Origin of the sequence: Streptomyces virginiae (genome assembly GCF_040638905.1) — a bacterium.
Classification (GTDB): domain Bacteria; phylum Actinomycetota; class Actinomycetes; order Streptomycetales; family Streptomycetaceae; genus Streptomyces; species Streptomyces virginiae_B.
Genome location: NZ_JBEZYV010000022.1, coordinates 1 through 12,401, shown reverse-complemented (window position 1 = coordinate 12,401; position 12,401 = coordinate 1). Strand labels below are relative to the sequence as shown.

At 73.2% G+C, this 12,401-nt stretch carries 11 protein-coding genes and 1 riboswitch; of the genes, 5 read left to right on the top strand and 6 right to left on the bottom strand.

Features of this window, described 5'->3' with window-relative positions; genetic code table 11:
- Positions 1-91: 91 nt before the first annotated feature.
- From AB0F82_RS25835 to AB0F82_RS25820, 4 genes are all read right to left on the bottom strand, one after another.
- Entirely contained in the window at positions 92-1,651 is a 1,560-nt protein-coding gene (locus AB0F82_RS25835; RefSeq protein ID WP_362631668.1) for a cobyric acid synthase, read from the bottom strand.
- Positions 1,648-2,604, bottom strand: a complete 957-nt coding sequence (locus AB0F82_RS25830) for a cobalamin biosynthesis protein (RefSeq protein ID WP_356814747.1) — start codon at positions 2,602-2,604, stop codon at positions 1,648-1,650. Before AB0F82_RS25830 ends, AB0F82_RS25835 begins: the two co-directional genes overlap by 4 nt.
- 58 nt (positions 2,605-2,662) lie before the next feature.
- Positions 2,663-2,748: riboswitch (cobalamin riboswitch) on the bottom strand.
- A gap of 180 nt (positions 2,749-2,928) precedes the next feature.
- Complete coding sequence (locus AB0F82_RS25825; RefSeq protein ID WP_030766819.1) at positions 2,929-3,150, bottom strand: hypothetical protein; 222 nt, start codon at positions 3,148-3,150, stop codon at positions 2,929-2,931.
- Between the two features lie 31 nt (positions 3,151-3,181).
- On the bottom strand, positions 3,182-4,456 hold the full coding sequence (locus AB0F82_RS25820) for an inorganic phosphate transporter (RefSeq protein WP_356814746.1): 1,275 nt from the start codon (positions 4,454-4,456) through the stop codon (positions 3,182-3,184).
- Positions 4,457-4,765: 309 nt separating this feature from the next.
- Between AB0F82_RS25820 and AB0F82_RS25815 the strand changes: the two genes are divergently transcribed.
- The gene (locus AB0F82_RS25815; protein WP_362631665.1) at positions 4,766-5,896 is read left to right on the top strand and encodes an alpha/beta hydrolase family protein; all 1,131 of its coding nucleotides are present in this window, start codon (positions 4,766-4,768) and stop codon (positions 5,894-5,896) included.
- A 116-nt stretch (positions 5,897-6,012) separates the two neighbouring features.
- Positions 6,013-7,440 carry a hypothetical protein gene (locus AB0F82_RS25810; RefSeq protein WP_436842154.1) on the top strand — a complete coding sequence of 476 codons (1,428 nt, stop codon included), beginning with the start codon at positions 6,013-6,015 and terminating at the stop codon, positions 7,438-7,440.
- A gap of 31 nt (positions 7,441-7,471) precedes the next feature.
- On the opposite strand, the gene AB0F82_RS25805 is transcribed toward AB0F82_RS25810, so the two are convergent.
- Together AB0F82_RS25805 and ypfJ are read right to left on the bottom strand one after the other, a co-directional pair.
- Positions 7,472-7,867: a VOC family protein gene (locus tag AB0F82_RS25805; RefSeq protein ID WP_362631663.1), complete on the bottom strand. Its 396-nt coding sequence runs from the start codon at positions 7,865-7,867 to the stop codon at positions 7,472-7,474.
- A 62-nt stretch (positions 7,868-7,929) separates the two neighbouring features.
- The gene (ypfJ, locus tag AB0F82_RS25800; RefSeq protein ID WP_362631661.1) at positions 7,930-8,820 is read right to left on the bottom strand and encodes a KPN_02809 family neutral zinc metallopeptidase; all 891 of its coding nucleotides are present in this window, start codon (positions 8,818-8,820) and stop codon (positions 7,930-7,932) included.
- Positions 8,821-9,117: 297 nt separating this feature from the next.
- Between ypfJ and AB0F82_RS25795 the strand changes: the two genes are divergently transcribed.
- From AB0F82_RS25795 to AB0F82_RS25785, 3 genes are all read left to right on the top strand, one after another.
- Complete coding sequence (locus AB0F82_RS25795; RefSeq protein WP_030829587.1) at positions 9,118-10,716, top strand: ABC-F family ATP-binding cassette domain-containing protein; 1,599 nt, start codon at positions 9,118-9,120, stop codon at positions 10,714-10,716.
- Between the two features lie 386 nt (positions 10,717-11,102).
- The gene (locus AB0F82_RS25790; protein ID WP_030010789.1) at positions 11,103-11,324 is read left to right on the top strand and encodes a helix-turn-helix domain-containing protein; all 222 of its coding nucleotides are present in this window, start codon (positions 11,103-11,105) and stop codon (positions 11,322-11,324) included.
- A 157-nt stretch (positions 11,325-11,481) separates the two neighbouring features.
- Positions 11,482-12,261, top strand: a complete 780-nt coding sequence (locus AB0F82_RS25785) for an enoyl-CoA hydratase/isomerase family protein (RefSeq protein ID WP_362631658.1) — start codon at positions 11,482-11,484, stop codon at positions 12,259-12,261.
- The last annotated feature ends 140 nt before the right edge of the window (positions 12,262-12,401 follow it).

The following is a 12,401-nucleotide window of genomic DNA, read 5'->3' as shown; positions in this document are numbered from 1 at the left end:
GGGCGAGCTGCTCCTGTGGTCCCCGCGACGGCGGGGGTGGCACGCCTTCCGCCGCTCCGGCGCTCGGTGCGCGCAACAGGTTCCCGGCCCGTCACGGCGCGCCCGGCGGGAGGAACGGGAGCCCGGCCGGGGCCCCGGACTCGATCAGCTTCAGCAGCGCATCCGTGTCCGCGTGCTGCTCGATCAGGTCGCCCAGCAGGTCGAGCTGTTCCTCGCGCAGCGTGGCGAACGAGGTGTCCGGGGCCGGCACGAAGCGCCGCCCGGCGGCCGCCGCCACCTCCCGCAGGAACGCCCGGCGGAAACCGTCCGACTCCAGCGAGCCGTGCCAGTGCGTGCCCCACACGGAGCCCACCCGGCAGCCGTCCAGGAACGGCTCCCCGCCCAGGACCTCGGCCACCCCGTGGTGGATCTCGTACCCGTCCACCGGCTCGCCGAGCGCCGTCCCGGACGGCCGGGCCAAGGTCTTCTCGGGCGCGAAGCGCACCCGTACCGGCAGCAGCCCGAGGCCCTCCACCGAGCCCGCCCGCGATTCGACGTCGTCCTCGATGTGTTCGCCCAGCGCCTGGAAACCGCCGCAGATGCCCAGCACCGGCCGTCCTTCGGCGGCCCGCCGCGCCAGGGCGGCCGCGAGCCCGCGTTCGCGCAGCCACGCCAGTGCCTTCACCGTGCCGCGGGTGCCCGGTACGACGACCAGGTCCGCGTCGGCCAGCTCCTCGGCGCGGTCCACGAAGCGCACCACGACGCCGGGCTCGGCCGCGAGCGCGTCGACGTCCGTGAAGTTCGACATCAGCGGCACCGCGCACACCGCGACCCGCAGCACGTCCTCGCCCACGGGCGGCGCCACCACGGACTCCCGTACGGCGCCCCGCAGGGAGACCCGCAGGCCGTCCTCCTCGTCGATGCCCAGCCCGTGCTGGAACGGCAGCACCCCGTACGTCGCCCGGCCGGTCAGCCCGCGCAGCATCTCCATGCCGGGCTCCAGCAGGGACACGTCGCCGCGGAACTTGTTCACCATGTACCCGGCGATCAGCTCCTGGTCCTGCGGGGAGAGCAGCGCCGTCGTGCCGAAGAAGGACGCGAAGACCCCGCCGCGGTCGATGTCGCCGACCACGACCACCGGGAAGCGCGCGGCCCGTGCGATGCCCATGTTCACGATGTCGGTCCGGCGCAGGTTGATCTCGGCCGGACTCCCCGCCCCCTCGCAGATCACGGCGTCATAGGTGCCCCGAAGCTGCTCCAGGCAGTCCGTGACGACGCCGAGCAGCTGCTCCTGGCGCCCGCCCCGCAGCGCCTCGCCGGGGGACGACCCCCGGGACCCCCCGAAGAACCCGCGCGCGCTCATCTCGCCCACCGGCTTGCCCAGCAGCACCACCTGGCTGCTGCGGTCGCTGCCGGGCTTGAGCAGCACCGGGTTCATCAGCGCGGTCGGCTCCACGCGGGCCGCCTGGGCCTGCATCGCCTGGGCGCGGCCGATTTCGGCACCCTCCCGGGTGACGAAGGAGTTCAGCGACATGTTCTGCGCCTTGAAGGGCGCCACCTTCACGCCCTGGCGGGCCAGCCAGCGGCAGATGCCCGCTGTGACCACGCTCTTGCCCGCGTCCGACGTCGTACCCGCCACCAGCAGTCCGCCGCAGCGCTTCACGCCGCTCATGCGCGTCCCCTCCGTACTCGTTCGCCCAGCGTCCGGACGGCCACGCAGGCGCCCAGGGCCAGCCACGTCACCTGCCGTGACAGCCGTACCGCCCGTTCGATGTCCGCGACCTCCACCGGCCGTCCGGCCCCGCCGTTCAGCACGGCCCGGTGCTCGACCCGGCCGCCGTAGGCCAGGGTCCCGCCCAGTCTGACGCCCAGCGCCCCGGCGAAGGAGGCCTCGACGGGCCCCGCGTTCGGGCTCGGGTGCGCGGCGGCGTCAGCGCGCCACGCCCGTACGGCTCCGCGCCGGTCGGGGCCGGCCACCACGGCGGCCAGGGCCGTCAGCCGGGCCCCCGGCCAGCCGGCGAGGTCGTCGAGCCGGGCCGAGGCCCAGCCGTAGCGCAGGTGGCGGGGCGACTTGTGGCCGACCATCGCGTCCAGGGTGTTGACGGCGCGGAACGCCAGCAGTCCGGGGACCCCGGCGACGGCGCCCCACACCAGGGCCCCGACCACCGCGTCGGAGGTGTTCTCGGCGACGGACTCCACGACGGCGCGGGCCATCTGCTGCCCGTCCAGGGAGTGCGGGTCGCGCCCGCACAGGTGCGGCAGCCGCTCGCGGGCCACCTCGACGTCCCCGGCGGCGAGCGCGCCGCCGATGGCCCGGGCCTCCCGGCCCAGCGAGGTGCCGCCCACGACGGCCCACGTGGCGGCGGCGGTCAGGGCGATACGGGCGGCCGCGGGCCGGGAGCGCAACGAGCGGGCGCCCAGTGCGCCGACGGCGGCCGCGCCCCCGGCGCACAGCAGGGTGTGCAGGACGCCCCGGCCGCGGTCGTCACGCCACAGGGAACGCTCGACGGCGGCGGCGGCTCGTCCGAAGGCGGCCACGGGGTGCCCTCGGCGGGGATCACCGAGGATCCGGTCGCCGATCAGGCCCGCCGTGGCGCCGTACGCGAAAACGCGATCGGCACGCATGGTGGCAGGTATGTCCTCACTCAGGGTCCGCGCCCTGGTTCGACGTGTCCGGCGGCGAGAGTTCCTGGCTCCCGGGGCGCACGCGAGGCGTGCGTTCCCCGGTGACAGTGGCGGGACCGCGCCGGAATCGCACCGGACTTCCTCTCCATGCCGCCGTATTGGCTCGGGCAGTCCACCACGCGCCCGGAAGGCCCGTCAACTCGCCGTTGACCAGCGGCGCGGCAGGGCCGGGAGATGCGGAAGCTCCCTCCGGGACGAACCCGGAGGGAGCTTGCACGAGCTTTCACGCCCTACCCGCGCTGTCGCGGCGGATACGGGCGAGGATCAGGCGACGATCAGGTAGATCCCGTACGTCACGGCCGCCGCGACGAGCGCGAAGCAGAGGTACGCGCCGCTGCGGGCCAGGGTGGCGCTGCCGCCCTGCTCGGTCGCGGCCTCGTGCTTGGACAGGCCCACCAGACCCAGGGTGAAGAGGGCCACGAGGGCGACGGTGGCGAAGAGGCTGACCCCGAAGACGGAGCCGAGCGCTTCCCAGTCGATCTTCATACTGCCGATTCCTCTTGTGTCTGTGTCTCGGTCAGACCGTGGCGGCCGGAGCCGCCGGGGTCGTCGCGGCCGGGATGGTGGCCTTGAGGTCTGCGTCCGTGACCGCGGCGGTGGTACCGGCCGCGGCGACGGTCGGGGGGACGGTGACGGCCGCGATGGCCGTGGTGACGACACCCGGTGCCTCGGCCTCCGCCCGCTCGGCGTCGTTGACGTCGTTGACGTTGTGGTGGTCGACGACCTGGCGGCGCGAGATGAGCCAGATGGCGAGGCAGGAGCCGACCAGGAAGACGGTGACGGCGGCGATGCCGATGTCACCGGCGCGCATGACCAGCTCGGCACCGGCCGAGACCAGCGCGGCGGCCGGCAGGGTCAGGCCCCAGGCGACGAACATGCGGGTCGCGGTGGACCAGCGGACCACACCGCCCTTGCGGCCCAGGCCCGCACCCATGACCGCACCGGAGCACGAGTGGGTGGTGGAGAGCGAGAAGCCCAGGTTCGAGGAGGCGAGGATGACGGACGCGGCCGAGGTCTGGGCGGCGAAGCCCTGCTGCGGCTGCAGGTCGGTCAGGCCCTTGCCCATGGTGCGGATGATGCGCCAGCCGCCCAGGTAGGTGCCCATGGCGATGGCCAGACCGGCGGAGACGATGACCCAGACCGGCGGGTTCGCGTCGGGCGCGATCGCGCCGCCGGCGATGAGGGCCAGGGTGATGATGCCCATCGTCTTCTGCGCGTCGTTGGTGCCGTGCGCGAGGGAGACAAGGCCGGCCGAGGCGATCTGGCCGGCGCGGTAGCCCTTGGCGGCGGTCTTGCCGCCGACCTTGTCACCCAGCTTGTAGGTGACCTTCGCGGCCAGGTACGCGGCGATGCCGGCCACCAGCGGAGCGGCGATCGCGGGGATGAGCACCTTGGTGACGACGACGCTGCCGTTGACCGCGCCGATGCCGGCGGAGGCGACCGCGGCGCCGATCAGGCCGCCCATCAGGGCGTGGGAGGAGCTGGAGGGGAGTCCGACCAACCAGGTGACGAGGTTCCAGAGGATGGCGCCGACCAGCGCGGCGAAGATCACCTCTGGCTGGATGCCTTCCTCGTTGACCAGGCCCTTGGAGATCGTCTTGGCGACCTCCACGGACATGAAGGCGCCGACGAGGTTGAGGACGGCGGACATGGCCACCGCGGTCTTGGGCTTGAGGGCGCCGGTCGAGATGGTGGTGGCCATCGCGTTGGCCGTGTCGTGAAAACCGTTCGTGAAGTCGAACACGAGAGCGGTGATGATCACGATCCCGAGGAGAAGCGTTATGTGCTCCATTTACCCAGGCTTCTGTTTGGCGTCAGTGGCTCAGCGAACGTAGGCAACCTGGATGAACGGAAGGTGAACTGGCTCCGGCGGAGCGGTGTACGGGCACGGGGCGCGATCGGGACATTCGTCCTGATTCTTGCGCAGATTTCAGCATTAATGCACGTCAAAGCCGGGTGAATGAACCCCTCCGCACGTCTCCGTATGTGCACCCGGCCGCCCCTCCCGCCCCCTGAAAGAGACCCAGATCACGCTCCCCGAGTAGACCCGGAATGACACGCTCCGGTGGCCCGCCCGACTCTGCGCGACGACACTGGAACGGTGCGTACCGTTACAGCGGCGGCAGCTGCCGTCACCACGACCCTCATCGGCGCGGGGGTGGCCGCCGTGGCGGCCGGCCGGTACGCCGCCGACGCCGCCCTGCGACCCCGCCCCGGCGCGCCGCTCCCCGGCGGGGCCCGGCTCAGCGTCCACTCCGCAGGGGACGGCCGGATCGCGCTGACCCGCTCCCTCACCTCCCTGCGCCCCGGGACGTACGGGCTGGTCGCGCCCGGGGTGCACGCCGTCGTCGGGCCAGTGCTCCCGGACGCCGAGCACGACCCGGACACCGTCGTGCGCAGGCTCCTCTCCGTCACCCACGGCAGGCTCGACACCGGGACCCGGGTCGCCCTCACCCCCCAGGTGCACCTGGGCAACCCGCGCACCGCCCTCGGCCTCGACCACGCCGACGTGGACGTCCCCGGCGAGCTCGGCGCGCTCCCGGCGTGGTTCGTGCCCGCCGCCCGGGACACCTGGGTGATCACCGTCCACGGACTCGGCGCCGGCCGCGAGCACCCGATGGTGGTCATGCCCTTCCTGCACCGCCACCGGCTGCCCGTCCTCGCCCTCGGCTACCGCGGCGACCTCGGCGCCCCCGCACCCCTCGACGGCCTCGGCCACCTCGGCGAATCCGAGTGGCGGGACCTGGACGCCGCCATCCGCTACGCCCTGCGCTACGGCGCCCGGCGCGTGATCCTGCACGGCTGGTCCACCGGCGCCACCATGGCCCTGCGGGCCGTCGAGCGCTCGGCGCTCGCCGACCGGATCGCCGGCCTGGTGCTGGACTCGCCCGTGCTCGACTGGCGCACCACCCTGCGCGCACTCGCCGCGGCGCGCGGCGCCCCGGCCCCCGTGCTGCCGCTGGCGGTCCGGGCCGCCGAGGGCCGCGCGGGGCTGCGCGCCGACCGCCTGCCGCCGGGCGCCGACCCCGGAGCGCTGCGGGTCCCCGTACTGATCTTCCACGGGCCGGACGACGCGCTCGCCCCCTGGGAGCCCTCCCGCAGGCTCGCCGCCACCCGTCCCGATCTGATCACCCTGCACACGGTGCGGGGGGCCGGGCACGGGGCGATGTGGAACGCCGATCCCGCCCACTACGAGGAAGTCCTGCGCCGCTTCCTCACCCCTCTGATGTGAAGGCCGTGTGACGGACCGGGCCCTGCGGGCGGGTTGTCCCGGTCTGCCCCCGGGCGGGTGGTGGAAGGAGCCGATTCCGTTTGGGCTTTCGGCCAGTGACGGGCGAGACTGCTTCCGTGACGTCCCGAAAGCCTGATGAGCAGTTGGCTCGCGACTCCAGACTCCGACTCGTCTCCCCGCGCTCCGTCGCCGCGGCGCGCAAGGCGGTGACCGACCGCCGGACCCGTCCCGCCCCGAGGCCCCCGGCGGGCACCCCGGCCACCGCCGACCTCGCGAACCGCGCCCGGGCCTCGCTGGCGGACGCCGTGCGCCTGACCCGCTGGGCCGAGCGCAACCTCGGCGCGGCGGACGGCGGCCGGCCCGCTCCCACGGGCGCCCTGCCCGCCGCCGACGTCGAACGGGCCGCCGACGAGCTGGGCCTGACGCACGGCCAGATCCGCGTCGGCTGGGACCGCGCCCGCCTCGCCGGCCTGGTCGAGGTGCACGGCGGCCACGCCCGCCCCGGCTGGCGGCTGCGCGCCTGGGACCGCGACGACACCGCCGTCCTGCGCGGCTGGGTCGCCCTCTTCGACGCCTGGTCGCTGGTCCACCCGGCCCCCGCCGACATCGCCCCAGCGGCCGTCGCCGAGGTCGTCGAGGCCATGCCCCAGCTCCTCTCCCTGCTGCAGCTGTCCGCAGGTCCCGTGACCGTCCCCGACCTGCTGGACCTGCTCGGGCAGCGCGTCACCGAACTGCGCGACGAACGCTGCGAGATCCCCTACGAGGCGGAGCCCGCGGCGGCGCGGACGCCCGCGCCCACCGCCTCCGCGGAAGCCCGCCCGGTCCCGCTCGCCCGGCTGCTGCGCTGGGCGCTCGGCGGCCTCGCCGCCGTGGACGCCGTCACCCTCGGACCCGCCCGGGCCACCCTCACCCCGCTCGGCAGCTGGGCCGTCTGGGTCAAGCTGGAGCAGATCTGCGTCGCGGCGCAGAGCCCAGCCGGCAACATCGAGCAGTCCGCCGCCGCCATGCTGCACGGATGCGCCCGGCTCACCCCCGGACCGGCCCGCGCCGAGTATCGGGCCTGGCTGGCCGCGCGGCCCGTCGGCCACGCCGTGGCCGAACTCATCCAGGCCGCCCGCGGCGAGGACGCCCTGCTGCGCGGCCTCGCCTTCGAGGCGCTGCGCGTGGTCGGTGCCCCCGCGGAGCCCGAGGTGCGCGCCACCGTGCGCGAGCCCGCGCTGCGCCCGTACGCGCTGCTCTGGCTCGCCGAGCACGACGGCGTCGACCCCGACGAGGCCCAGGACGTGCTCACCGCCGAGGAGTCGACCTGGCTCTGGGTCGACACCGCCGCCGCCATCGCCGACCACGGTGAGGCCGAGCTGCTGGCCCGCCACCTGGACTCGGCCGTCCGCACCACCGTCCCCAGGCTGCTGGACGAGGTCCGCGCGGTCGGCCATCCGCGCACCGTGCAGGTGCTGGTCGCGCTGGCCGCGGCCCACCCCGACCCGGCCCTGGCCAAAGCGTTCCGGCGGGCCGCCTTCCAGGTGCACACCGGCGGCGCATGACACGGCGCTACGCGCGTCCGCGCCGCCGGTTTCAGACCTGCGGCGCGTACGTTCCGAAGCTCCAGATGTTGCCCTCGCCGTCCCGGGCCATGTAGTCACGGGAGCCGTAGTCCTGATCGGTGGGTCGCATGAGGATCTCCACGCCGTGCTCGACGGCCCGCCCGTGGTGGGCGTCCACGTCGTCGACCACGACGTAGACCCCCGAAGGCCCGGCGCCCTCCATGGCCTTGTCGAAGGCCCCGCCCGTGCCCTTGCTGCCCAGCATCACCACACCGTTTCCGTACGCCAGCTCCGCGTGCACCACCGAGCCGTCGTCCCCCTCGTACACCGCGACCTGGCTGAAGCCGAAGGCCTCGGTCAGCAGCTTGATCGCCGCCTTCGCGTCGCGGTAGACCAGCGTGGGACAGATGGACGGAACGCCTGCCATGACGATCACTCCCTCTCGTGACGGTGACCCGCGTCACACAGCATGGCAGGCGCCGCCGACGGTCAGCGGAAGGTGTTGCACCGGGCCATGTCGCCGGTCCGGTAGCCCTGGTGGAACCACTGCCGGCGCTGCTCGGCCGAGCCGTGCGTCCAGGACTCCGGCGTCACCCGGCCCTGGAACTTCTCCTGGATGCGGTCGTCGCCGACCGCGGCCGCCGCGTCCAGCCCGTCCTGGATGTCCTCGTCGGTCAGGTTCGTGATCAGGGGCCGCCCGGTCGACTCGTCCGGGGTCCGCGTCGCGTTGTGCGCCCACACCCCCGCGTAGCAGTCGGCCTGCAGCTCGACCTTGACCGCGTTGCTGTTCGCGCCCTGCTGCCCGTCCTGGGCCCGCTGCAGGGTGCCCAGCTGGTTCTGGATGTGGTGCCCGTACTCGTGGGCGACGACGTACGCCTGGGCGAAGGGGCCGCCGCTCGCCCCGAACTTCGTCCGCAGCTCGTTGAAGAAGCCCAGGTCCAGGTAGACCTGCCGGTCGGCGGGGCAGTAGAAGGGGCCGACGGCCGCGGTGGCGGCCCCGCAGGCCGTGTTCACCCGCCCGGTGAAGAAGACCGTCGACGCCGGACCGTACCGGCCCTTGCGCCGCGCGAACTCCTGCCGCCAGTAGTCCTGGGTGCTGTTCACCACCGCGACCAGCCGGCAGTCCTCGCGCGCGTTCGCGTCCCGGCCCGTCCTGCACGCCTGCTGCACCTCGTTTACGGAGGACGCGGCCGGAGCGGGCTCCTCGTCCCCCGAGGACAGCCCGAGCTGCTCCGGCCCCACACCGAAGAGCAGGCCCATGACCAGCGCGATGAGGCCGACGAGGCCGCCGCCGACGGTGGCCCTGCCGCCCGGGATGCGACGGCCGCGCACGTCCTTGACCTCGGACGTGTCCAGATCGGCGTTGTCGTCGAACTGCATCCCGCACCGCCCTCCATCCGGCCGGCCGTGAAGCCGCTGCGGCCGCGTGACCGCCCTTGCGGTGAGTATCGGCTCATTCGCCACGACCCGCGCCCCGGCCCTTCCCGGGGGCGGCCGGGCCGCACGGGGACACGGAGGCGCGGACCGCGGCGTCCGCGGCGGCCCGGCCGCCGCCCGGAAACCAGTTGCACACCCCCGGTAGAATGACTCCCATGGCGAATCTCCTCGCGGATTAGCGGCGTCGAAGCCTCGCGTCCCGCCCCCTTCCGCCGTCCCCACCCGCCCTGGAGTATTTCCGTGATCACCGCCACCGGCGTCGAGCTGCGCGCCGGCGCCCGCGTCCTCATCGAGTCCGCCTCTTTCCGCATCGCCAAGGGCGACCGCATCGGCCTCGTCGGCCGCAACGGCGCCGGCAAGACCACCCTCACCAAGTGCCTCGCGGGGGAGGGCCAGCCCGCGGGCGGCTCCATCACCCGTTCGGGCGAGGTGGGCTACCTGCCGCAGGACCCGCGCACCGGCGACCTCGACGTCCTGGCGCGCGACCGGATCCTCTCCGCCCGCGGCCTGGACGTCCTCATCAAGAAGATGCGGATGAACGAGGAGCGCATCGCCACCGGCTCCGGCGCCACCCGCGAGAAGGCGCTCAAGCAGTACGAGCGCCAGGAGACCGAGTTCCTCACCAAGGGCGGGTACGCCGCCGAGTCCGAGGCCGCGACGATCTCGGCCGCGCTCAGCCTGCCCGAGCGGGTCCTCGGCCAGCCGCTGCACACCCTCTCCGGTGGTCAGCGCCGCCGTGTCGAGCTGGCCCGGATCCTCTTCTCGGACGCCGACACCCTGCTCCTCGACGAGCCCACCAACCACCTCGACGCCGACTCGATCGTCTGGCTGCGGGACTACCTCAAGAACTACCGCGGCGGCTTCGTCGTGATCTCCCACGACGTCGACCTCGTCGAGACCGTGGTGAACAAGGTGTTCTACCTGGACGCCAACCGCGCCCAGATCGACGTCTACAACATGGGCTGGAAGCTCTACCAGCAGCAGCGCGAGGCCGACGAGAAGCGCCGCAAGCGCGAGCGCCAGAACGCCGAGAAGAAGGCCGCGGCCCTGAACTCGCAGGCCGACAAGATGCGCGCCAAGGCCACCAAGACGGTCGCCGCGCAGAACATGGCCAAGCGGGCCGAGCGGCTGCTGTCCGGCCTGGAGGCCGTCCGCGTCTCCGACAAGGTCGCCAAGCTGCGCTTCCCGGACCCTGCGCCCTGCGGCAAGACCCCGCTGACCGCCGAGGGCCTGTCGAAGTCGTACGGCTCCCTGGAGATCTTCACCGACGTCGACCTGGCCATCGACAAGGGCTCCCGCGTCGTCATCCTCGGCCTCAACGGCGCCGGCAAGACGACCCTGCTCCGCCTGCTGTCGGGCACCGAGAAGCCCGACACCGGCACGGTCGTGCCCGGCCACGGCCTCAAGCTCGGCTACTACGCCCAGGAGCACGAGACCCTGGACCCGGAGCGCACGGTCCTGGAGAACATGCGCTCCTCCGCGCCCGACCTGGACCTGGTCGCCGTGCGCAAGACGCTCGGCTCCTTCCTCTTCTCCGGCGACGACGTCGACAAGCCCGCGGGCGTGCTCTCCGGTGGTGAGAAGACCCGGCTGGCCCTGGCCACGCTGGTCGTCTCCTCGGCGAACGTGCTGCTCCTCGACGAGCCCACGAACAACCTCGACCCGGCCAGCCGCGAGGAGATCCTGGGCGCGCTGCGCACCTACAAGGGCGCCGTCATCCTCGTCACGCACGACGAGGGCGCCGTCGAGGCCCTCGAACCGGAGCGGATCATCCTGCTGCCGGACGGTGTCGAGGACCTGTGGGGACCGGACTACCGGGACCTGGTGGCCCTCGCCTGACGGCCCGCCCAGGCCGTGCCGGGGCGGGCCGGGATGCCGTCCCGGCACTGATCCAGTTCCTTCTGGATCATTCGGCTCAGGGGTGATCCATCATCTGAGTGAGGCGGTCTCGTACCGTTGCGCGTCGTACGACGGCCCTGGCCGCACCCGCGAAGGTGCGCGACCGGGGCCGTCGGTTTTCCGCGGACCGGCCCCTGACCTGGGCATTCCTGGGCCGGGCGGCGAAGTGTGACGGAAGTCATGCGGCGGAAGAGGAGATTCCGTTCTGCTCGGGTGTCCACGGCTCGGGAAAGGCCGTCGTGCCGACCTTGCTGAATGGGTGGCCAGGAAGCCGGGGAGGGGTGATCATGAGAAGTCCAGAGCGCACTTCCCACGAGGAGGCACGGGTGGCCGAGACTCTGAAGAAGGGCAGCCGGGTGACCGGCGCCGCGCGCGACAAGCTCGCGGCAGACCTGAAGAAGAAGTACGACTCCGGTGCGAGTATCCGGGCGCTGGCCGAAGAGACCGGCCGGTCCTACGGATTCGTCCACCGGATGCTCAGTGAGTCCGGGGTTTCGCTGCGCGGCCGCGGTGGCGCGACGCGTGGCAAGAAGGCGGCTACGGCCTGACCCCGGGTCCATCGGTTCCAACGCTCCAACGGCTCCAAGGCTCACATGATCCGACGTTCCCTCCGGTGACCCCCGGTCGGCCTCCCGGTCGACTGGGTGGTTACTGTGCAGTCACTTAGGCCGAGCTTGCGGCCGACTGCACACCGGAGGCATACAGATGGCTCTGCTCGACAAGGACGGCGTACGACTCACCGTCGACGACACGGTCGCCACGGTGACACTGACCAATCCGGCCAAGCGAAATGCCCAATCCCCCGCGCTCTGGCGGGCTTTGGCCGAGGCGGGAAGGTCGTTGCCGGGCACCGTCCGGGTCGTCGTGCTGCGCGGCGAGGGCAAGTCCTTCTCCGCCGGGCTCGACCGGCAGGCGTTCACCCCCGAAGGCTTCGAGGGCGAGCCGTCCTTCCTCGATCTGGCGCGCGGTTCGGACGAACTCCTCGACGCCACGATCTCCGAGTACCAGGAGGCGTTCACCTGGTGGAGGCGTAGCGACATCGTCTCCGTCGCCGCCGTGCAGGGGCACGCGATCGGCGCCGGCTTCCAGCTCGCACTCGCGTGCGACCTGCGCGTTGTCGCCGACGACGTGCAGTTCGCCATGCGCGAGACGAGCCTGGGACTGGTCCCCGACCTGGCCGGCACCCAGCCGCTGGCCTCCCTGGTCGGCTACGCCCGCGCGCTGGAGATCTGCGCGACGGGCCGCTTCGTGCACGCGGAGGAGGCGGAGCGGGTCGGCCTCGCCAACCTGGTCGTTCCGGCGGACGAGCTCGACGCCGCCGTCCAGGACCTGACCACCGCCCTGCTGGCCCCGCCGCGGGACGCCGTGATCGAGATGAAGACCCTGCTGCGCTCCGCGCTGACCCGCCCCTACGACGACCAGCGCGCCGCCGAGCGCGCGGCCCAGGCCCGTCGCCTGCGGGACCTGGCGGGCCTCTCGGACTGATCCCCCGCCCCACCGCGGAGGCGAGAAGGCGCCCCGGGACCACGCCGAGCGGCGTAGCCCCGCGCGCCCAAGGAGAGCGGCTCGTGGACCTGGATCCTGGACGACCCGACGGGTTCCGGTCCGGGGTTCGGGCTTGCGAC